The organism is Novosphingobium sp. BL-S-32, assembly GCF_056857055.1.
The window spans coordinates 1,442,279-1,461,858 of record NZ_CM166477.1 but is presented as its reverse complement, the minus strand read 5'-3'; the positions used below and the strand labels follow the sequence as shown (position 1 = coordinate 1,461,858).

At 63.2% G+C, this 19,580-nt stretch carries 20 protein-coding genes; 10 read left to right on the top strand and 10 right to left on the bottom strand.

Annotated features, from left to right (window positions below; all coding sequences use genetic code 11):
- Window positions 1-14: 14 nt before the first annotated feature.
- The 4 genes from AC1VVK_RS23000 to AC1VVK_RS22985 all read right to left on the bottom strand — a co-directional run bounded on the left by AC1VVK_RS23000 (window position 15) and on the right by AC1VVK_RS22985 (window position 3,016).
- Window positions 15-620, bottom strand: a complete 606-nt coding sequence (locus AC1VVK_RS23000) for a hypothetical protein (protein ID WP_482905492.1) — start codon at window positions 618-620, stop codon at window positions 15-17.
- Window positions 617-1,465, bottom strand: coding sequence for a DUF2092 domain-containing protein (locus tag AC1VVK_RS22995; protein WP_482905491.1), 849 nt, complete (start codon window positions 1,463-1,465; stop codon window positions 617-619). The genes AC1VVK_RS23000 and AC1VVK_RS22995 overlap by 4 nt, the downstream gene beginning before the upstream one ends.
- A 187-nt stretch (window positions 1,466-1,652) precedes the next feature.
- Window positions 1,653-2,030, bottom strand: a complete 378-nt coding sequence (locus AC1VVK_RS22990; RefSeq protein WP_132386267.1) for a DUF1622 domain-containing protein — start codon at window positions 2,028-2,030, stop codon at window positions 1,653-1,655.
- Window positions 2,031-2,050: 20 nt separating this feature from the next.
- Window positions 2,051-3,016: a SphA family protein gene (locus AC1VVK_RS22985; protein ID WP_482905490.1), complete on the bottom strand. Its 966-nt coding sequence runs from the start codon at window positions 3,014-3,016 to the stop codon at window positions 2,051-2,053.
- A 363-nt stretch (window positions 3,017-3,379) separates the two neighbouring features.
- Between AC1VVK_RS22985 and AC1VVK_RS22980 the strand changes: the two genes are divergently transcribed.
- A complete protein-coding gene (locus AC1VVK_RS22980; protein WP_482905489.1) occupies window positions 3,380-4,285 on the top strand; it encodes a hypothetical protein in 906 nt (301 codons plus the stop codon).
- A 54-nt stretch (window positions 4,286-4,339) separates the two neighbouring features.
- Here AC1VVK_RS22980 and AC1VVK_RS22975 read toward each other — a convergent pair whose 3' ends face one another.
- Complete coding sequence (locus AC1VVK_RS22975) at window positions 4,340-5,197, bottom strand: hypothetical protein (RefSeq protein WP_482905488.1); 858 nt, start codon at window positions 5,195-5,197, stop codon at window positions 4,340-4,342.
- Window positions 5,198-5,553: 356 nt separating this feature from the next.
- On the opposite strand from AC1VVK_RS22975, the gene AC1VVK_RS22970 reads away from it, so the two are divergent.
- The 3 genes from AC1VVK_RS22970 (at window position 5,554) to AC1VVK_RS22960 (ending at window position 8,306) form a co-directional block, all read left to right on the top strand.
- Window positions 5,554-6,135 (top strand): YidH family protein, encoded by a 582-nt coding sequence (locus tag AC1VVK_RS22970; protein WP_482905487.1) that lies wholly within the window; start codon window positions 5,554-5,556, stop codon window positions 6,133-6,135.
- 221 nt (window positions 6,136-6,356) lie between these two features.
- On the top strand, window positions 6,357-7,286 hold the full coding sequence (locus AC1VVK_RS22965) for a formylglycine-generating enzyme family protein (RefSeq protein WP_482906761.1): 930 nt from the start codon (window positions 6,357-6,359) through the stop codon (window positions 7,284-7,286).
- 159 nt (window positions 7,287-7,445) lie between these two features.
- Window positions 7,446-8,306, top strand: a complete 861-nt coding sequence (locus AC1VVK_RS22960) for a sensor histidine kinase (RefSeq protein ID WP_482905486.1) — start codon at window positions 7,446-7,448, stop codon at window positions 8,304-8,306.
- Window positions 8,307-8,341: 35 nt separating this feature from the next.
- Here AC1VVK_RS22960 and AC1VVK_RS22955 read toward each other — a convergent pair whose 3' ends face one another.
- Window positions 8,342-8,920: a response regulator gene (locus AC1VVK_RS22955; protein WP_482905485.1), complete on the bottom strand. Its 579-nt coding sequence runs from the start codon at window positions 8,918-8,920 to the stop codon at window positions 8,342-8,344.
- Window positions 8,921-9,303: 383 nt separating this feature from the next.
- On the opposite strand from AC1VVK_RS22955, the gene AC1VVK_RS22950 reads away from it, so the two are divergent.
- Complete coding sequence (locus tag AC1VVK_RS22950) at window positions 9,304-10,185, top strand: bestrophin-like domain (RefSeq protein WP_482905484.1); 882 nt, start codon at window positions 9,304-9,306, stop codon at window positions 10,183-10,185.
- Between the two features lie 12 nt (window positions 10,186-10,197).
- Here the strand turns inward: AC1VVK_RS22950 and AC1VVK_RS22945 are convergent, their stop codons facing one another.
- A complete protein-coding gene (locus tag AC1VVK_RS22945; RefSeq protein ID WP_482905483.1) occupies window positions 10,198-11,475 on the bottom strand; it encodes a BamA/TamA family outer membrane protein in 1,278 nt (425 codons plus the stop codon).
- Between the two features lie 276 nt (window positions 11,476-11,751).
- Between AC1VVK_RS22945 and AC1VVK_RS22940 the strand changes: the two genes are divergently transcribed.
- Window positions 11,752-12,891: a BamA/TamA family outer membrane protein gene (locus tag AC1VVK_RS22940; protein WP_482905482.1), complete on the top strand. Its 1,140-nt coding sequence runs from the start codon at window positions 11,752-11,754 to the stop codon at window positions 12,889-12,891.
- Between the two features lie 20 nt (window positions 12,892-12,911).
- On the opposite strand, the gene AC1VVK_RS22935 is transcribed toward AC1VVK_RS22940, so the two are convergent.
- The 3 genes from AC1VVK_RS22935 to AC1VVK_RS22925 form a co-directional block, all read right to left on the bottom strand.
- On the bottom strand, window positions 12,912-13,442 hold the full coding sequence (locus AC1VVK_RS22935) for a DUF4136 domain-containing protein (protein ID WP_482905481.1): 531 nt from the start codon (window positions 13,440-13,442) through the stop codon (window positions 12,912-12,914).
- Window positions 13,443-13,549: 107 nt separating this feature from the next.
- The gene (locus tag AC1VVK_RS22930; RefSeq protein ID WP_482905480.1) at window positions 13,550-14,923 is read right to left on the bottom strand and encodes a sensor histidine kinase; all 1,374 of its coding nucleotides are present in this window, start codon (window positions 14,921-14,923) and stop codon (window positions 13,550-13,552) included.
- Window positions 14,920-15,588 (bottom strand): response regulator transcription factor, encoded by a 669-nt coding sequence (locus AC1VVK_RS22925; RefSeq protein WP_482905479.1) that lies wholly within the window; start codon window positions 15,586-15,588, stop codon window positions 14,920-14,922. Before AC1VVK_RS22925 ends, AC1VVK_RS22930 begins: the two co-directional genes overlap by 4 nt.
- Before the next feature lie 245 nt (window positions 15,589-15,833).
- On the opposite strand from AC1VVK_RS22925, the gene AC1VVK_RS22920 reads away from it, so the two are divergent.
- From AC1VVK_RS22920 to AC1VVK_RS22905, 4 genes are read left to right on the top strand one after another with little or no spacing between them, the layout of a single operon-like run.
- Window positions 15,834-16,649 carry a nucleoside/nucleotide kinase family protein gene (locus AC1VVK_RS22920; RefSeq protein WP_482905478.1) on the top strand — a complete coding sequence of 272 codons (816 nt, stop codon included), beginning with the start codon at window positions 15,834-15,836 and terminating at the stop codon, window positions 16,647-16,649.
- Window positions 16,650-16,685: 36 nt separating this feature from the next.
- Window positions 16,686-17,399 carry a nucleoside/nucleotide kinase family protein gene (locus AC1VVK_RS22915; protein ID WP_482905477.1) on the top strand — a complete coding sequence of 238 codons (714 nt, stop codon included), beginning with the start codon at window positions 16,686-16,688 and terminating at the stop codon, window positions 17,397-17,399.
- Window positions 17,399-18,745: a lipopolysaccharide biosynthesis protein gene (locus AC1VVK_RS22910; protein ID WP_207904663.1), complete on the top strand. Its 1,347-nt coding sequence runs from the start codon at window positions 17,399-17,401 to the stop codon at window positions 18,743-18,745. The genes AC1VVK_RS22915 and AC1VVK_RS22910 overlap by 1 nt, the downstream gene beginning before the upstream one ends.
- Window positions 18,742-19,578: a hypothetical protein gene (locus tag AC1VVK_RS22905; protein ID WP_482905476.1), complete on the top strand. Its 837-nt coding sequence runs from the start codon at window positions 18,742-18,744 to the stop codon at window positions 19,576-19,578. Before AC1VVK_RS22910 ends, AC1VVK_RS22905 begins: the two co-directional genes overlap by 4 nt.
- Window positions 19,579-19,580 lie beyond the last annotated feature (2 nt).

The following is a 19,580-nucleotide window of genomic DNA, read 5'->3' as shown; positions in this document are numbered from 1 at the left end:
TGCGCGGAGCGGCGTCAGGGCCCCCAGCGCGGCGGATTGACGACGACGTACTGGACCGACGATCCCGCATATTGCGGTTGATACCAGGTGTTGCCGCATTGCGAGTAGCTGATACCGTTGACCACGACGGTCGAGCAGCTGGGCGGAACCGACCGTACGATGCTGCCCACGACGGCGGCGGTGACGGCGGCCGTCGCGATCGTCGCGGCCGGGTGCCAGTGATCGTCCCAATCGTCCCAGTCGCCATGACCGTGATAGTCATTGTGGACGTTGACGTTGACGTCGCGATTGACATTCCGGTTGACGTTGCGATTCACGTTCCGGTTGGCGTTGTGGTTGATGTTGCTTGAAGCCCCGCCGCGCGCGGCGGGACGGCCGCCGCCGCCCATGTTCGGATGTGCGCCGCCGCCGGCATGGCCGCCGCCGCCGGCAGGTCTCCCGCCTCCGGCATGTCCGCCGCCGCCTCCACGCTTGGGAGCAAGCTCGGCAACAGGCAGGGCGCCCGCGCCGTCAAGCGAAGTTCTGACGCCATGGGAAGCGGGCGCGGCGAGCGGCGCTCCCTCGAAGGCCAGCGCAAGCGATGCAGCCAGTGCCACGCCGCCGTTCAGCATCATGCTCATTGTCCTTCTCCCTTGGCAGGCGTCATCTTCGAGACATCGGCAATGTTGATGCGATTGGCACCAGACGGCGGCACGAAGGTAAAGTTCTCACTCGGCGAAAGCGGAGTCAGGTCCCAGGTCAGCAGGGCCGTGTACTGCGGCATCGTCGGATCGTCCTTGTTGGTGATCACGATCTTGCAGGGCAGACCTTGCGATCCCTGATCGATCCACAGTTGCCAGTCGACGTGTTCCTGCCGGAACGCATAGTGCATGCACTGCTTGCCGCCGACCTGCTCGGGCCGGACGATCATCGCCTCCTGAATGCGGGAGCGGATCTTCTGGTCGGTGCTCCAGGTGAACAGGTCCGCCAGCGGGATCTCGATATCGAATTGGGTCTGCGCCTTGTCGACGGTCAGGCCGATCGTCGAAGGTGCGGCGAAGTCGGCATAATAACCCAGCTTCGGCGCGAAGATCGTGAAGGTCTTGCCGTCATAATACATCTCGCGCGAACGGGTGTCGGCGGCGACGATGATCCTGAACGCATTGGGCCGGCGCACGAACGTGTCGACCGTTCCGCCGAACTGGATCTTCTGCCCGGTCACCAGCACCACTTCGGTGGTGACGTCGGACCGGACGTGGAACGAGGACAGCGCCTGAAGCGCGGCGCTCATCTTGTCGACAGCCGCCATGGCGGCCGGATCAATGGGGGCGCTGGCATCTGCGCTCGCCGCCGATGACGCGGCGCTTTGGGCCTGCGCGGGGAAACTCGCACCTGCCGCGGTGCCAAGTATCGCGATGACCAGAAGGCCGCGCCGCAGTGGACCTGAACGTAAAGAGCCGGAACGCAGTGAGCCGGGACTGGCCATGACCTCTTCCTTTCCTTGATCGGTGTTTCGGTTTCGATTTCAATATCGCGGGCCGGACAAAAGGAGCGAAGCGTGACAGACGCCGCGTGAACTCTCGCACTATCTGCGTTCCATCGGGAAACCCCATCGGGGTTTTTGCTGAGGCGGCAGGGTTAGAACCCTTTGGCCGGGGCCTGTTGTTTCCTTGTCAGGAGCGGATTTCTTCCGCTCTCGCCGCCGCGGCCATGGCTTCCTTTTCGGGCGCGAATTCGTCGATGTCGCGCTCAAGGAAAAAGCTGAGGCCTGTGCGGATCGCGGCGATCGCCGCCAGCTTGCCAACATCGTCCCAGGTCGGCGCGATGGCCGTCCTGATGATGTCGGCGCCCAGCGCGAATTCCAGCGCCAGCACGATCCACTGCGCGAACTGCATCCAGACCTGGCGGCGCGTCCATGCGTTGGGGCGGCGGGTGAGGCGTACGGCCATGCGGACCAGCGCCTCGGCCGCGCCGTAGACCACGATGAGCGCGACCACCGTCTCCAGAATGAGCGCGGAGGATGAGGCAAAGAGGCGAAGTGTGTCTTCCATCTGCGGCGTCCTCCGGGCCTTTATTGCTTGGGGATGTTCATTTTCAGCGGGATCGTGAAGTCCAGCCAGAACGAGTCGCCCTTGAGGCGGTTGGTGGTGTCGAGTTCGTGCATGATGCGCGCGCGGAAGGTCGCGGGCGTGCGCGCCATGACGACGTTGAGCGCCGCCGTGCCGCCCACCGCCACCGCCTCGCCCTTGAAAGGGCCGAGGATGCCGTTATCGCCGGTCACCTGCTTCTGGTAATAGGCCTGCGCGCCCAGCGAGAACTTCTTCGACAGCGCCTTTTCCACGGCGCCTTCCAGATGGATCTCGTCGCCGCTGCTATAGTCGGTCACGTCGTTCCTGCCGTTGAAAGTGTATCCACCCTTGGCGGAAACGTCCCAGCCGGAATCCGCATCGTGCCAGCTGACAGCGAGAGACTGGTCAACCGCCCAACGGTGAAACGACAGGTTGGCGAGTTGGCCCTCGCGGTAATTGCCGACTGGAAAGTTGACCAGCGTAGCGAGCTGGAAATGCATCTTCTTGCCATGCCAGCCGAGCATTACCGTGCCGACCGGATCGCCGGTAGTGAGCGCGGTATCGCGCCGGTTCGCCGAAAAGACGCCGCCGTTCGGGCCCGTCAGCACCGCGTCCGCATTCATCATCGGCGCGCCGAACGGCATGATGCCGCCGATGGCAATCGTGCCGCCAAGGAAATTCGTTGAGGGCACCAGCAGGATCGTCTCGAAATCGGCGACGATCGTGGCGTCAAGGCCGGCCACGACGTTGCCGTTGATCGGAAACTCCCGCTTCGCGCTGATGCTGCCGTCGTAGACGTAGATCGTCTTGTCGTAGAAAACGCCCTCGACCGGGGGCATCACGGCGGTTCCCGGACCGCCGGAACCCAGGAGGTAGAGCGAAGTTCCGCCCTCGGTCGCGTGCGCCGCTCCGGGCAGTCCGAGCGACAGGACCGCCAACGCGGCCGATGCCCTGTATAGTGCCCTCATGTTTGTTCTCCGCAGGCCTATCTTCGGCTGCGAATCTACACACTCGAATAGTGGTGCTTTATCGGGATAAACCCTTGGGAACCCCGCCGGGCGTTCCCCGGCTCGCAGCCGTGACGATTACGGGGTATCGCGGATGACATGCCGGGATTGCACGTGTTTTCCGTAGCGAATGCGGGCGCCGGGCTTAGGGGCTTACCCTAGGTAGTCCTAGGGTAAGCCCCGATACGCGCGGTGCCGGGCGGAACATATTCTCGTATCAATCAAGAACTCTTGAGATAGCTTCAAATTCTTGGCTTTGCCTGATAAATTGCCACCGTGATCAAGCGTCCATTTCCAGTTGCCCCATCCTGTCAGGAGCCGACCATGGGAAACGAAATAGTCGAAGTGATTTCCAACCGCTTGCGTCCAGTCGGCGTGGCGACAAGTCAGGCGCGGTTTGCTGTGGCCCGTCGCCGGCGGGCGGCAGGAATGCTCGGTGCGGTCGTGGCGACATGCGCGTGCCAGTTGCCCGCGCATGCGCAGACGCTCGATAACAATTACTGGATCAGCGGGATGGCCTATTTTCCGCGGGTCGCCACCAATGTCCGCGTTTCCACGCCGGCCCAGGTCCTTCCCAGCACCGACATCAGTCTGGAAAAGGATCTCAAGCTGGACAAGAACGATGTGCTGCCCTCCATCACCGGCGGCGCCCGGTTCGGCAGGTTCATCGTCGGCGCCGATTACTACAAGCTCAAGCGCAATGGCGAAGTCTCGCTGGCGAACGACATAACGTTCGACGGCGTAACCTACCCGACAGCCGCGCACGTCAGCAGTGGTTTCGACAGCACGATCTATCGCCTGACGATTGGCTATGCGATCGTCAAGAAGCCGGATCTCGAACTGGGGGCGGGGATTGGTCTGCACGCCACCGATTTCGTCATCTCCATTGCGGGTGAGGGGTCTGTCGGGAATGAGACCGCCCAATCCGAAGTCCGGCGGCGCAAGGCTCTCGCGCCATTGCCGACACTTGGTCTGTTCGGCACCTACAAGGTTGCCCCGCGCGTCGAGCTGAACGCAAGGGCGGACTATCTTTCGCTCAACATCGGCGATTACGATGGCCGTCTGCTAAATTTTCAGGCCGGCGCGAATTACAATGTCCTGAAGAATGTCGCGATCGGCGTGGCCTATCGCTACGTTGACTACCGGCTGGGGGTCGACAAGGACAGCTGGAACGGCCGTGTGCGCTACAAGCTATACGGTCCCGCCGTGCAGCTTCAGGCCTCTTTCTGACGCTGAGAGGCCTGCCAGCGATTTCCGGAGCCGGGCCTATGGCCCGGCTTCATTTCATTTCGGAAACAGGAACGTGACGACAAAGCGCGCGCCCCACTCGGGGCCGCCCACCGGGCGTTCCGCATAGTAGCGCGCGCCGACCGTGAGGTTGACAGGCTGCTTGCCGAACTTGACCACATGACCCACCGAGAAATTGATCGGGACTACCCAGTTCTTCGCCTTCCAGTCGTACGTGGTCTCGGTGTTGAGCGTGAAGCTGGTGGAATCCGGCATGGTGTGCGTGACAAACGGCTGGAGGAAAGTCTGGCTGACGTCCGTGCCGGAAGACTGGCCGGCAAACGACCAGATGTGGTTGGCGAGAATGCCGAAGGTCAGGCCATGTCCCTGCTTGAGCACGACGGCGGTCGGACCGGCGCCGAACTTGCGCGCGCTGAAGGCGTCGGCCCCGGATGGCCACAGGATTGCCGGGCCCACGCCCCAGACCAGGCCGTTTCTGGCCTGCTTGGGGGACAGGAAGAAGCTCTGCGTAGTATCGCCGAAGCCTGTTGCGCCGTCCTCGCCTCTGACAGTGGAACCCTCGCTGATGAACGGCAGGATGGTCCGGATGATGAGGTTCCAGTTGCTGCCCACACTGACGGGAATCACCGGTTGAAAGTTGAGAGTGAAGCGATCGCCGCCATGCGGGCCGTAGCAGCAGTCGTAGTTCGTCTGGAACGGCACCGAAATGAGGTTCGAGACGGGGTTGGCGAGTTGTTGGGCCAGCGCGTGGGCATCGGAGGCCGGTGTGGCGGCATTGTCGCTTACGGTGGCGGGCGCGGGCTTATCGTCCTGCGCGTGCACCGCCACAGGGGCAAGGCCGATTCCCGCAAGCGCAAGGAGTGCAAGTCGTGACGTCCATGTATGCGATGTCATCTGCACCTCCTGAGATCCCTGAGGCGGCCATGTTTTTGGCCGATTTTCGATCCGCCATTGTCCGGCACCGGTGCGGACATGCCATTGGTGTTTTCCCTAGGCTTGGGGGGATGGAACCCCGCGCATTGAATCGGCGGCATTTTCGCGATTGCGACAGAAGGCCGGCTTTAAGGGCAAGCCCGCCACGGGCTGGGGAATTACCCTGATTGTCGAGCCAGTTCCCTGAGGGGAAAAGTGCCTAGTCTCGTGCCAACTCAACCCCCAACGACATCAGGGAACGCACACGCATGGCCCAATCACCCAAGGAAACGCCGCTCATCCGCCCGGATCGATTCACGGAAACGCCGGTTCCGCCGATGCCGGATGTCGGTACGGCGAAATCCGAAGAAGCGTCGACGATCTATTCGCACTTCCGCACTGGCCTGTCGCGGCATCGCACCGGGCTTTCCGAGCATCGCACCGATCTCTCGGAATACCGCACCGACCTTTCGCGGCACCGCACAGACCTGTCGGAAAACCGCACTGAGATGTCGACGCGGCGAACCGGGATGTCGATCCAGCGCACACGGATGTCGGCGGATCGGACGCTGATGTCGGAAATCCGTACGTCCTTGTCCATGATCGGCTTCGGTTTCACGATCTTTCAGGCCTTCAAGCGACTCGCAGACGCCGGGACCATCACCAATTCCCGCGCGCCCGGAAACTTTGGCGGCACCCTGATCGTTCTCGGGATGATTATTCTTGTCGGCGGGATCTGGCGGCACATCCAGTTCGCCAACGAATTGCGGGCCCGCCGGAAAGAGATGATCGCTGACGGATTGCTGCACGGAGACAGCGCCTATCCGATCTCCGTTACGCTCGTTGTGGCGATTGGATTGATGATTGTCGGGCTCTTCGCATTGGTGAGCGTGGTATTTGATATCTCGGCATTCGGATGATCCGTTCCCTGAGTACGTCGAAGGGAAAAATGCAATCGCGTCAATTGCGGTCTAGGGGTTATTACCGATGACAAAGGGCAATTACTGATGGTAACACTACTGAAATTAGGTCCGCGTACTTAGGGTGTACCGTGGGCCTTGGGTAAACCATCAGGAGGATTTCGGTGCGGGAAGCTTCCGATACGGCCATGCAGGCCCCTGCCGCAGTGGCCACTGACGGAATGGTCTTCGTGCCCGGAGGAACCTACTGGATGGGTTCCGACGAGCACTATCCCGAAGAAGCGCCCGCCCATCCTGTGAACGTCGACGGTTTCTGGATCGACGCGACGCCGGTCACCAATCGGGACTTCGCTGCTTTCGTTTATGCGACGGGATATGTCACGACGGCGGAAATCGCGCCGAATTCGGCCGACTACCCGGGCGCTATTCCGGAAATGCTGCGGCCCGCCTCGCTTGTGTTTTCGCAACCTGACCGGCCGGTACCCCTCGACAACATCGGTTATTGGTGGGACTACCGCTTCGAGGCGGACTGGCGCCATCCGTTGGGGCCTGGCTCATCGATCGAGGGGCTGGAAAACCACCCGGTGGTCCACGTTTCCTATGACGACGTTCTGGCTTACGCGAAATGGGCGGGCAAATCGCTTGCCACCGAGGCTGAATGGGAACTGGCCGCGCGCGGTGGCCTGGAACGCGCCGAATTCGCTTGGGGCCACGAACTGATGCCCAATGGGCGGCCGATGGCCAACACCTGGCAGGGGAATTTCCCGAGTGAGAACCTGCTGGAGGACGGCTATCTGCGTACCTCGCCGGTGGATGCGTTTCCGGCCAACGGCTACGGCATTTTCGACATGATCGGCAACGTCTGGGAATGGACGAGCGATTACTTCGCGGCAGTGCATGAGGTCGTGACGACCAAGCCTTGCTGCGCCCCGCGCAATCCGCAAGGCGCTGCACGTGAACGCAGTTTCGATCCGGCGCAGCCCGAGATTCCCATTCCGCGCAAGGTGCTCAAGGGGGGCTCTCACCTCTGCGCACCCAATTATTGCCGCCGCTATCGGCCCGCCGCGCGCCATGCGCAGCCGATCGACACGTCGACCAGCCATGTCGGCTTTCGCTGTGTCGTGCGCCCGGTCGATGACACCGCCGTGTAGGCAATTCGGCTCCGCGGCTATCCATCGGGAAATTTGCAAAGGGACTGGAAAATGACTTAATTTTTGATCGTTGGGTGGGTGATGTAAAAGTTGCAATAGGAAAAAAATCAGGGGTCGCGCTGTCGATTGTGATGTGATTTACAACATCGAGGCGCCCAAATGGCTTTCAGCGAACTCTCTTATCTCATCGAGCGTCTGGCCGGCGACATGTCGGTCGATGCGCTTGCTGCCGAAACCTGCACGCCGGAAGACGTCCGTGTAACCTTGCTAAGGGCACGCGACGATGAACGACGGCGGCTGGCGCGCGATCTTCATGACGTGCTGGCGCAGAACCTTTTCATCCTGGAACTCGAATTGCAGTCCCTGCACGACGGCAGGGCCGAGTATCGCGAGCGTGCACACCGCAGCGCGAAAAGCACGATCGGTGAACTCCAGCGGCAGATCCGCTGTTTCAGCTACCTACTACATCCCCCCGAACTGGAGAAATTGGGACTTGCCGACGCGCTGGATACACTCGTCTCCGGCATGGCCGCACGCACCGGGATCGACGTGGAATTCGACACATGTGGTTATAAACCTGGCGCCTGCCATGAAACGGAGCTGTCGCTGTTCCGCGTGGCACAGGCAGCGTTAATGAACGTCTTCAAGCATAGCGGCGCCTGCAGTGCGCAAGTGCGCCTTACATCCCGGCGCAACTGGATCGTCCTGTGTGTGCGGGACTATGGACCCTCGGATGGTCATGGGACGAAGCCGCCGGTGGATCCGCGTGACTGCGGAGTCGGCCTGAACGGGATGCATGCCCGCATGGCGGGCCTGTGCGGCCGCTTCACGGTCCGTTCGAACCACGACGGGACCGTGGTCACCGCGATCGCGCCGCGACGGCTTGGCAACGATTGCGCGATGGACGCTGCCCTGTTCGAAGACCGGGATGCGTTCCCGCTTCGCGCGCAAACCGTGCCGCGTCAGGCCGATGTCTTGCGCGTTATGAACGTCATGCCCGCGATCGCGGGCAGTGGCTAAGGGCCACGTAGAGTGCGCTGATCAGGGCCCCGCGATCAGGGCTCGATAATGTTGTTGCGCACGGCATAGCGCACCAGCCCGGCGGTAGTCTTGATATCCAGCTTATGCATGGCCGAGGCGCGGTGCGTCTCGACCGTCTTGATGCTGAGCCCCAGAATTCCTGCAATCTCCTTGTTCAACCGCCCTTCGGCGATCAACTGGACGATCTCCCGCTCGCGCGTGGTCAGTTGCGAGCTACTGGAACTGCGCGTGGACGCCTCTACGAAGCGGTCGAGCAGTGTCTGCGAGACATTCCCGGAGAAGTAAGGGCGTCGCACTGCCAGCGCTTCGACTGCCGAGATCAGGTGCTTGGTCGCATCCGACTTGAGCAGATAGCCGCGCACACCGGCCGTCAGTAGTTCCGCCAGAATATCTTCGCGATCATGCATGGTGAAGATGAGTATTTCGACACGTGGAAGTTCCCGCTTCACCGCTCTTGTTATTTCGAGGCCGTTCATCATCGGCAGTGAAAAGTCGAGAATGGCGATGTCAGGCTGTGTCGATCTGATCAGTTCAAGTGCATCCCTCCCATTGGAAGCCTCCCCGACGATCCGCCAGTCGGGATTTACGGACAATGTGGATCGCACACCGAGACGAATAGCCTCGTGGTCGTCCGCTATTACGATACGCCTGACTGGGCTACTCATCGCCTCCTCGTGGATGCGGCGCGCGGTGCGGGCCTGAACTGTTCGGAAAATGTTTCATCGGACAATTGAACTGTGTCGCCTATCGGGAAAACCCCTCATCCCGGCCTGCGCAATCCCCGGCCGCATCTGAAAGAAACAGGGAGAAGAGCTGAGCTGACTTGCTGAAGTTGCGATGGTGTCGATGCTGTTTTCCCTCACGCCTCTTATGTTTTTGAACGGCGCTATCCCTTCTTGGAATTTCCCAGGGTTTTACGGATATTGAGGGAATTGGGGGAGTGTCAAGCTGTTACTTCTGACAACGGAGCACAGCTATGTCGGTAATAGGCCATTGGTTGCTTGTCACCCCGATCTGGATCATCGGCATCGTGCTCTACGGCGCGATGATCGTCGCGGCATGGAGCGGGTGGAAGCTGCGCAGCGTCACGCGCCGCGGGAAAGCGGCGGCTGCCGGTAGCGCCCCGGGAGACGAGGATGAGCAGGTCAAGGACGATCATGCCGAGCTTGGCTATATCGTTTCGGCCGTGATGGGCCTGCTGGCGCTGCTGGTCGGTTTCACTTTTGCCCTGGCGATCGACCGCTTCGATACCCGCCGCGCGATGGTTCTGGACGAGTCCAATGCGATCGGCACGGCCTACTTGCGCACCCAATTGCTCGACGAGCCGCATCGCACGAAGATCAGTACCTTGCTGCACAACTATACGGAGAACCGCATTGCGCTCGCCCGCGAACCTATCGGTCCGCGCCAGGTGGACCTGTTGGGGCGCAGCAATGCGATGATCACGCAGCTCTGGTCGGATACTGTCGATGCCTTCCCGACGATCGCCGGAAAGCCGTTCTCCACGTCCTATATCTCCTCGATTAACGAGATGATCGATGACGATGCCAAGCGCCAGCAGGCGCGCCGTGCGCACGTTCCGCTTGAAGTATTCATCCTGCTGGTGGTCTATCAGACCGCTGCCGGGGGGGTGCTGGGCTACGTGCTGGCCGGACGGCGGGGGCGGATCAGCGCCGCGATGCTGCTCTTGCTGTTCGGCGGGGCCTTGCTGCTTGTCATCGATATCGACCGTCCGACATCAGGCGGCATTGTCGAGGATCAGGAGCCGATGATCCAGTTGCTGGACATGATGAAGGCGCAGCCGCCGGGCAGCTTCGGAAGCGCGCCCGCCGCGGCAGCGGTGCCGCAGGGACACTGACCCTTTGCAGGGTCAGTCGAGTCCGAAGGACCAGGCGTGGCCGAATTGCAGGTAGAACACCGCGCCGCCCGGTCCGTAGGCCACGTCTATGCCCGCATCGAGGCCCAGTTTCCGGGCAAGGCGATAGCGAAAACCACCGCCACCGGCGAAGATCGCGCCTGAATTGTCGAAGGTCCGCTTGCCGCCGTCATCGGTAAAGCCAAGCCCGGCAAAGGCCAGGATCGACCATCGGTCGCTCAGCCGCCGCGTCACTTCCAGTTCGCCGCTATAGGCGGTGGCGCCTTGGTAGCGCGAAGCCTCGACCCCGCGAATGTTGATGGCGGGCGCGAAGAACACCGGATAATTGTTGCGCGCGGCATCAATCTCCAGCTTCGCGCCGACGTCCCAAGCCGGCGAGAGCCGGTGAAAGCCGTAGCCGTGAAGCTCGTATATCTGAAAGTCGCGGTCGCTGCCGAAGGCACCCGTATTGAACTTTCCCTCTGCGTAGACATTCAAGCCCTCGGTTGGCGACAGCACATTGTCCCGACTGTCGAAATGCACCCCGAAGCCCAGCGCGCCAGTGTTCAGCTTGTGGTCGAAATCGGGCGCGAAGCTGTCGGGCAGCTTCGGCCCGTCCGGATTCTGCTGGAAATCGAGGCTCGAATGGAGCTGGCGGAAGTCGAAGACCGGCCCGAACGAGAAACGCCGGTCGGCCAGATGCAGGCGAAACGAACCGACTGCGCCGTAGTCGTAGCGGTTGGTATATTCGATGCCGTCGGGCAGGAAGGCGGGGTAGATGTTGAGATTGATCTTGCCCCGGCCGACACCGAATTTGTAGCTTACTTTGCCGTCCCACCACGATCCGGAGCGGAAGAACCCATAGCCGTAGGAGCCGTTCCCGGTCTTAACCGCGCCGACCATCGTACGCGTTATACCGCTCTTACTGTCCTTCGGCAGCTTGATGAACTGAGCGATGAGGCCGAAGCCGCCGTCCACCGCCGGTTCGGTGATGATGACCGGCATCGGTAAAAACCCGCCCTTGGCGAGCGTGTTCGAGAAGTCGAACTTTCCGTCCTTCTCATCGAAGAACATCCGGTGGAACTTCGATTCCTTCTTGGGTTGAGGAGCAGCGCCGTCGGCTGTGGTATCGGCCGCAGTGTCGGCAGGTGCTGCGGTCGTGGCCGTCACCGGCTGCATACCGGGGGCAGGTGCCTCCTGCGCCCACGCGAGGCTTGCGGGAAAGACGAGAAGCGAACCGGCGCCAAGCCGGGCGAGCACTCGTACGAGCGAACGGTGTTGCCATGGTGCCATGCCGAAATCGTCGCCCCCTGCCGTGGATGAAGCTGCGGAACTTCAAAGCTTAAGGCGCTTGGGGCGGCGACCTATCGGTAGTTCACCTGAGATTGCGAGGTACTGGCATGACCTTTTGCCGCATTGCGGCGATATGCCCGGCAAGCTCAGGGTAATTTCCGATTATATGGCCTGCGGGAAGGGCCTAGGCCGATAAGCGGGATGCCAGCCAACCAGCCATCGCCGGGCCCACGCGCGTGGGCCCGCATTCGCGGAGCCCTCGCGCCGCGCCGGGGCTTGGGCTGTCTCATCGTGCCGATGCTGGTCTGCGTCAGCACGCCCGCGCTGGCCGACGGACCGGGCGACCAGATCGACGATATGGACGAACAGGCCGAAGCGGTCGCCAGAGCCGTGAGCGGTAAGGAAGCCCCCGGCAAGAGCGGAAAGGACATCCTTGCCGTACCGTTGCCGATCACCAATCCCACGCTCGGCACGGGACTGGTCGTGGCCGGTGTTGCCTTCTACAACCCGAACAACGCGCCGTCGCCGTGGATCACCGGTGGCGCGGCGATGAAGACCAGCAATGGCAACTGGCTGGTGGGCGGCTTTCACAGCATGTCGCTTGACGGCGATCGCTACCGCTTGAGTGCGGCCGTGGGCGCAGGCGATCTGGTCATGGACTACTACGGCATCGGCCCCGAGGCGGGGGACCGCAATATCTCCACGAACTTGCACCAGAAGATCGCGGTGGTCCGGCTTCAGGGGCAGGTTCGGGTAGCGCCGGGGCTCTATGCCGGGGTGCGGATGTTCTACGCCAGCGTCGATGCCACGCAGAAGGACCTCGATCCGACCTATCCGGATCTGGCGATCCCGCCGGGTCAGGAGAATACCGACCTTGCCCAGATCGGCCCCGTCGTGACTTACGACACGCGGGACAATTCACTCAATCCACGCCACGGCGTCTATGCCCATGCCGAATGGCTGTTGAGCCTGAAAGTGCTCGGAGGAGACTTCACTTCGCGCAAGTTGACGGCCGGCGTCAGCTGGTACGTGCCGAGCGGAAGCAAGACGGTCTGGGCGCTGCACGGCGGCCTCTGCGGCGCTTCGTCTGGTGCGCCGTTCTACGACTTGTGCCTCTATGGGCAGAAGAACGACCTCAGGGGCTACAAGACGGGCCGCTACCGCGACCGTGCGAGCTGGGCCATGCAGGTCGAATGGCGGCGGCAACTGTTTGGCCGGTTCGGCGCGGTGGCTTTCGGCGGCATCGGCGGAACCGCGCCGCGTCTTGACCGGCTGGACGATACCAAGTTCCTTCCCGCCGGTGGCGTGGGTCTGCGCTATCAGCCCTCGCGCAAGACCAATATCAACCTGCGTCTGGATCTGGCGGTCGGCCGGGATTCCAGAGCGGTCTATCTGGGTATTGCCGAGGCCTTTTGAGCAGGGGCCCCGCCGCCGTTCTACTTCGCAGGTGGGGGCGGGAATTTGGCCAACACGGCGCGCACCGCCGTATCGATCTTTTCCTGCGTCACCGAACTCTGCGTAACCTGCTGGGTCGCCGTGCCATGCCAGACGGGCGCCTTGGTGCGCGTGTCGTAGATGTCGATCACGAGCGTACCGTCGGTCACGTTCCGCACATCGACGCGCGATCCGCCCCAACCGCTCCAGCCGCCCCAGGGACGGAAGTAGGGCCCGTAAGAACCGAAGTCTGTCACTTCCACGCGGTCTCGCGAGCCGATGGTGAAGCCCACGGCGAAATCGCCGGGGTCCGCCTGGGTAAAGCCTCGGTTCGCCAGTTCGGTGTCGATAGAGGCGCGGATCCGCTCCGTCAGCAATGGGTTCATGCCGTTCGGCACTTTCCGGTAGGCCCAGCTATAAGTCCGGAACGAGGCGAAATTGGCGTTGGGATCGGAGTCGAAGTTCACGGTGGGCGTCGAGGCACACGCGGTCAGAAGCGCGGCCAATGCCAGAGTGGCCATCCGTCTGCTCATGGTGATTCCTCCTGTGGACATAGGCGGATAGTCGCCGAGTCTCAGGGATCATGCCATCAGGGCCGCCCCTAGGAGGGATGGGGGCTCGCCCCGAGGGTCGGCAGAACTTAGCTGGCGGCGGGCAAGGTCAGCACCACCAGCAGGCCGGGGCCGTCCTGACGATCCACCAGCTCAATAGACCCCCGCGCCAGCGTCATTGCCTTGACCGCTATGGAAAGCCCGAGACCACTGCCGGAAGACGGCGCTGCGCCGCGCTCGAAGCGGCGCAGCAGGCGGTCGCGGTCTTCAGCAGGGACGCCGCGCCCCCGGTCGCCGATGGTCACGACGAGGTGATCGGATGTGCGGATGATGGCGATGTCGACCTGTCCGCCCTCCCGCGCATGGCGGACGGCATTGTGGATCACCGCCGCCAGCGCGATCTGGAGCGATGCGGGATCGCATGTCCAGCGCACCACATGCTCGGGCAGGACGGTAAATTCGATCTCGTCGGGTGGCAGGTTGATAAGGGCCTCAGCCACGACATCCGCCACCAGCGCGTGGATATCCACCGAACGCACGGATACCGCCGTCGCATTGAGGCGGGCAAGGGTCAGCATGCCGTCGACAAGGTCGTTGGCGCGCTTCACCACGGCCAGCAGGCGGTTCACGTCCTCCACGATCGGCTGGGGTGCGGTCTTGCGCAGCAATTGCGCCTGCGCCCGGATCGCCGCCAGCGGCGTGCGCAATTCGTGCGCAACATCGTCGGTGAAGGCCTGCTCCAGCTCGTAGGCCTGCTCCAGCCGCGCGAAGAGCTTGTTCAGCGCCACGATCAGCGGCCCGAGATCGCGCGACCAGTCCTCGGGCACCAGCGGCATCAGATCCGCCAGCGTGCGCGCGTTGAGCGTCGCGGCGAGCCGCTCGACTTCGGACAGGCTCTTGCGCAGCGTCCACCAGAGAATGACCATGGCAGCGGTAAGCAACAGGAACAGAGGCAGCACGAGCCTGCGCACGACGGGCCCGATCGAGAACTCGCGCATGGCGTCGCGTTCGGCCACCACCACCAGCAGCCGGGGATCGCGGCCCGGAAGGCCATAGCTGCGCCAGCGTTCACCCAGCGCGGTAAAATCGTGCAGGCCCGGCTGGCGCGGGACCAGTTCGACCGGCGCGCCCCAGCTCGACTGCGCGACCGGCTGGCCTTTCCAGAACACCGCGAACATGCACCAGTCATAGGAGGCGCGGAACGCCTTCTTTTCCTCGGCCGACAGCAGCGGATCGGCCTTTCCGGCAAGATCGTTGCTCCGCGCCACCATCACGCCGGCGGTCAGTTCGTCCTGCATCATCATGTACAGCAGGCGCGAGGCATTCACGAGCTGGGCGTCGGAAGAGCGCCCGATCTCCACGCTGGCGACCGAATAGAGGATCGCGCCCATGGCCAGACCGGTGATCGCCAGCAGCATCAGCACGCGGCGGTAGAGCCGGGTGGAGAGCGAGGAGCGCTTCACGCCTCCAACCCGCCGACCATGTAGCCCAGCCCGCGCGCCGTGCGGATGAAGTCGCGCCCGAACTTGCGCCGCAGCGAGGAGATGGCGACCTCGATAGTGTTCGATTCCACCCACTGGTCCTGATCGTAGAGTTCGCCCTCCAGATCGGTCTTGGAAACGAAACGCCGGCTGCGCCGCATCAGTAGCGCGAGAACGCGGAATTCCTTGGCGGTCAGCAACACTTCCTCGCCGTCCATGCTGGCGACATGTCCGGCGAAGTCCAGCGTGACCCGGCCAACGCTGAGGCTATCGTCATGCCGGCGCTCACGGCGGCGCAATTGCGAGCGGATGCGGGCGGCCAGTTCCTCAAGATCGACGGGCTTGACCACATAATCGTCCGCTCCCGCATCGAGTCCGGCAACGCGGTGCGGCGTGCGATCGAAGGCGGTAATGACGATGACCGGCGTCTCGTCGCGCCGCGCGCGCAAGGCGCGCAGCACTTCGAGGCCGGTCATGTGCGGCAATCCGATGTCGAGCAGGATGACGTCGTAACTGCCCACCCCGACAGCGACGAGCACGTCGTCGCCGCGCGCGAAAAGATCGACGACATAGCCGTCGAGTTCGAGCGCCCGCTTCATCGCCGGGCCAAGATCGACATCGTCTTCCGCGATCAGCAGGCGGGGCAAAAGGGGACTCCACGTCGGTTTGCGGGATAGCCAGACGGATCGCCGGATGGTTCAGGCGCCCCATCGGAGGCGGACGAACCGGGACTACGCCAGCTTTCGGGCGACCGTCAAACTGGCCCGAAAACTTTTGTCGCCATCAGCTTCGCGTCAGCTTCGCAGGCTAGGAAGCAGGGCTCGACCTGAACCCACGAGCTTTTCCCGCAGCCCCCCGCTTCGGAAGAGCGGCAGGAGCGGCCAACGAAATCATGACGATACAAAAGTCTCCACGCGAGATCGCGTCCTGCACTCCGTTGGATTCCTCTTTCGCGCAGAGACCGGCTCTGTCGCTCGTCACTGCGGATGATTCTGCCCTGGCGCCCTGCATCGCGCTGGTCGGCTGCGACGGTTCGGGCAAATCCACGCTTGCCCGCGATCTGGTGGCACTGCTGGAGCAGCAGGCTCCCACGCGTTCGATGTATCTCGGCCTCGGCACCGGGGACCTTGGTCGCAAGATCGGCCAGGTGCCGCTGATCGGCCGGATCGTCGAGCGGTTCCTGACCAGCAAGGCCAAGCGCGCGCATGAGGGAGACGCACGGGCGGCGGAGCGCAAAGCGTCCGACAAGCGCCTGCCGGGGCTGGTCACGGCGCTGGCGATGTTTGCCTTCTCGCTTGCCCGGAAGCGGCGTTTTCGCAAGGTTCTCGATTACCGGCGGCAGGGCGTGCAAGTGGTGACCGATCGCTACCCGCAGGCCGAAATCCCCGGCAGCTTCGACGGACCGGGCCTGTCGTGGATGCGCAAGGGCTCGGCGCTGGTCGAACGGCTCGCCTCGCGGGAGCGTGCATTATACGACGGCATGGCAGCCTATCGCCCCACCGTGGTGATCCGGCTCAACGTCGATGTTGACACCGCGATGGGCCGCAAGGCCGATCATGAGCGTGCGATGCTGGAAAAGAAGCTTGCCGTGATGCCGACTTTGCGCTTTGGCGGCGCGCAGATCGTCGATGTCGATGCCACGCGGCCCTACCGTGAGGTGCTCGACACCGTTCGCGGCGTGCTGCGGCGGCACGGCCTGCAAACATGACGCATACCACCACGCTTTCCTAATTCGGGCCCGACGATGAATTCTGCTTCCCTTCCGCCCCTCATTGCTGTCGTCGGTTGCGACGGTTCCGGCAAATCGACCGTGACCGAGGCGCTTCGTGCCTGGCTGGACGAGCAGCGACCTGCGCGGATTTGCCATCTGGGCAAGCAGTCCGGCAATATCGGCCGCGCCATCGGCCGCCTGCCGCTGCTGGGCGGCAAGCTCGACAAATCGATCCACGCCAAGGCGCAGAAGGCACAGACCGACAAGGGTCCGGGGCTGGGCGCCGCGCTGGTGATCTATCTGTTTTCGATGCGGCGAGTGCGCCGTTTCCGCCGCATGATGCGCGCACGCCGCGATGGCTACGCGATCATCGCAGACCGTTTCCCGCAAGTGGGTGTGCCCGGTCCGATGGACGGGCTGGGCCTCGCACATGCCGGAGCCAAGGGCCTTGTCGGCATGCTCGCACGGTCCGAACGGCGGCAGTATGAGGCCATGGTGGCGACCCGTCCCGATCTCGTGCTGCGGCTCAATGTCTCGCTCGACGTGGCAGTGGCGCGCAAGCCCGACCACCGTTTGTCGTCGCTCGCGCGCAAGATCGCCGACGTGCCGCGCCTGACCTTCGAAGGCGCGCCGGTCGTGGAGATCGATGCCGAAGCCCCGCTTGAGCAGGTCCTCGCAGAGGCGAAGGCTGCGATTGCCGAGCGGCTTGCCGCCATGGGCGCTGCCCCGGCACGAAAGGCCGCGTGATGAAGGCCGTGAAACACTGGTTTTCGGACGGCGTGTTCCGCACGATCCTGCGCAATGCGTCCTATCTCGGCTCGACCAAGCTGATCGCCGCGCTGCTGGGCTTGATCGCACTGGCCTGCGCCGGGCGCGGCATGTCCCCGGCCTTGTTCGGTACGCTCGTCATCATCCATTCCTACGCCAACGGCGTGGGCGCGCTGGTCAAGTTCCAGACCTGGCAATTCATCGTCCGCTACGGCACCCCCGCACTGGGCCGGGGCGACCTTGACGAACTGCGCGACGTGACCGGCTTCGCCTTCGGGCTCGACCTCGCCAGCGGACTGGTGGGGCTGGCCGGGGGCCTGATCCTGTTGCCGTTCCTGGCCAACTGGTTCGACATCCCGGCAGAAGATGTGCGGCTGGCGATGCTCTATTGCACGCTGATCCCGACGATGACGGCGGCCACCCCGTCGGGCATCCTGCGCGTGCTGGACCGGTTCGACCAGATCGCCCTCCAGCAGCTCGTCACGCCGGCCTTGCGCGCCCTTGGGGGCGCCATTTCCTATTTCGGGAACTTCGGTTTCGTGGGCTTCGTGCTCACCTGGTACATCGCGGACCTTGCGGGCGATTTGTGCCTCTGGGCAATGTCGGTGCAGGAACTGCGCCGCCGGGAAATCCGGGGCGCGCTGCGTCCGGGCCTGCTTGGGCCGGGGCGGCGGCTGTCGGCTGCGTGGGACTTCGTGTGGACGACCAATATCGCCCATTCGATCTGGGCGGCCTGGGGGCCGGTCAGCAACCTCATCGTCGGCGCCATGCTGGGCCCGACGAGCGCGGGCCTGTTCAAGATTGCCGCCACATTCTTCGATTCCGCCAGCAAGCCGGCTGACCTTATGTCCCGCAGCTTCTATCCGGAAATCATGCGGCTCGATCCGACCAGTCGCCATCCGTGGCAACTGGCCATTCGCAGTGCCGTAATGTCCGGTGCGATCGGCGCGCTGATCCTGCTGGTGGTCATCATTGGCGGCGAGCCGGTCATCGGCCTGGTGTTCGGCAAGCGCTATGTCGAGGCATACGACCTGCTCCAGCTCATGACCGCGTCGCTGATCGTCACGATGGCAAGCTTCCCGCTGGAATCGCTGCTCTACATGGCGGGGCGCCAGCGCTCGGCACTGGTGGCGGAAGGCACGGCGGCGGCTGGTTATGCGCTGCTGCTGTTCGTTCTGATCCATTTCTACGGGTTGACCGGCGCGGGTCTCGCCTATGTCGCGGGCGTTTCGCTCAAGGCGCTGTTCATGCTGGTACCCACGCTTTGGGCCTACCGTGAGCGGCAGAAACTGGTCTACGTGATGACGGGCGGAGCGCGGGCGTGAACGGGGGCCGGACTTTCCCGGCAGAGACGCTGGATGCGCTGTTTCAGGCGGTCGAGGTGAACGACGTGGTCGATCCCGTCGTCAGCCTTCCCGATCCGATCCCGATCGCTTGCAGCGAGGAGGAGATGCGTCGCTGTCTGGATCTGTGCATGCAGTTCTGGAGCAAAAACGCAGACCCGGTGCAGATGCGCGCGCTCGCCCATACGCTGATCGTTTCCGGCGACCTGCCGCCGGACGCGCGGGTGCGCTACAAGAATATCCGCGCTGCCTACAAGCAACTGCGCTTCGCGCTGGTGCTCCACGGCAAGCGGCACAAGGCGCCGCGGCTGTTCCGCTGGACCGTTGCAGTCATGGGGCATCTTCAGGATGCCTTTCGCAACCGGCGGCGCATGGCGGTATTGGGCTATGGCCTGATGCTGCGATTGCTATTGTCTCGGCCGCTATGGATGGCGGTGCGCCGGGAAGTCGAGTCCGTAGAACTCGACACCTCCGCCGGGTTCCTCGCCTTCCGGCGCGAGGAATTCCACCGGCTGAAGCGCTGGCTGGAAAGCGGTTCGCTTAGCGGCCATCAATTTCACATGATGCGCAAGGTCGTGAGCCGTCAGGTCTCGTTCTACGACGTGATGCGCACGCTCCAGCCCGATGAGCAGGTCTACCGCATGTCCCGTTTCCTAAGCGCGATCAACGGGCTTATGGGCGGCATGCACGACGATCTGGTGGAACAGGCCGGGGCCGGGCAGCGGAACTATCACCGCGACAGCGTCGCTATTCCCGGCGATCTTGGCGACCGTCTGCGGACACTCGTGGCGCGCAATCCCTTCGTGGCGGCCTGACC

Bases quoted from the DNA above. Each gene is read 5' to 3' on its own strand.
- AC1VVK_RS23000 (WP_482905492.1), bottom strand. From the start codon at position 620: ATGAGCATGATGCTGAACGGCGGCGTGGCACTGGCTGCATCGCTTGCG.
- AC1VVK_RS22995 (WP_482905491.1), bottom strand. From the start codon at position 1,465: ATGGCCAGTCCCGGCTCACTGCGTTCCGGCTCTTTACGTTCAGGTCCA.
- AC1VVK_RS22990 (WP_132386267.1), bottom strand. From the start codon at position 2,030: ATGGAAGACACACTTCGCCTCTTTGCCTCATCCTCCGCGCTCATTCTG.
- AC1VVK_RS22985 (WP_482905490.1), bottom strand. From the start codon at position 3,016: ATGAGGGCACTATACAGGGCATCGGCCGCGTTGGCGGTCCTGTCGCTC.
- AC1VVK_RS22980 (WP_482905489.1), top strand. From the start codon at position 3,380: ATGGGAAACGAAATAGTCGAAGTGATTTCCAACCGCTTGCGTCCAGTC.
- AC1VVK_RS22975 (WP_482905488.1), bottom strand. From the start codon at position 5,197: ATGACATCGCATACATGGACGTCACGACTTGCACTCCTTGCGCTTGCG.
- AC1VVK_RS22970 (WP_482905487.1), top strand. From the start codon at position 5,554: ATGCCGGATGTCGGTACGGCGAAATCCGAAGAAGCGTCGACGATCTAT.
- AC1VVK_RS22965 (WP_482906761.1), top strand. From the start codon at position 6,357: ATGGTCTTCGTGCCCGGAGGAACCTACTGGATGGGTTCCGACGAGCAC.
- AC1VVK_RS22960 (WP_482905486.1), top strand. From the start codon at position 7,446: ATGGCTTTCAGCGAACTCTCTTATCTCATCGAGCGTCTGGCCGGCGAC.
- AC1VVK_RS22950 (WP_482905484.1), top strand. From the start codon at position 9,304: ATGTCGGTAATAGGCCATTGGTTGCTTGTCACCCCGATCTGGATCATC.
- AC1VVK_RS22945 (WP_482905483.1), bottom strand. From the start codon at position 11,475: ATGGCACCATGGCAACACCGTTCGCTCGTACGAGTGCTCGCCCGGCTT.
- AC1VVK_RS22935 (WP_482905481.1), bottom strand. From the start codon at position 13,442: ATGAGCAGACGGATGGCCACTCTGGCATTGGCCGCGCTTCTGACCGCG.
- AC1VVK_RS22920 (WP_482905478.1), top strand. From the start codon at position 15,834: ATGACGATACAAAAGTCTCCACGCGAGATCGCGTCCTGCACTCCGTTG.
- AC1VVK_RS22915 (WP_482905477.1), top strand. From the start codon at position 16,686: ATGAATTCTGCTTCCCTTCCGCCCCTCATTGCTGTCGTCGGTTGCGAC.
- AC1VVK_RS22910 (WP_207904663.1), top strand. From the start codon at position 17,399: ATGAAGGCCGTGAAACACTGGTTTTCGGACGGCGTGTTCCGCACGATC.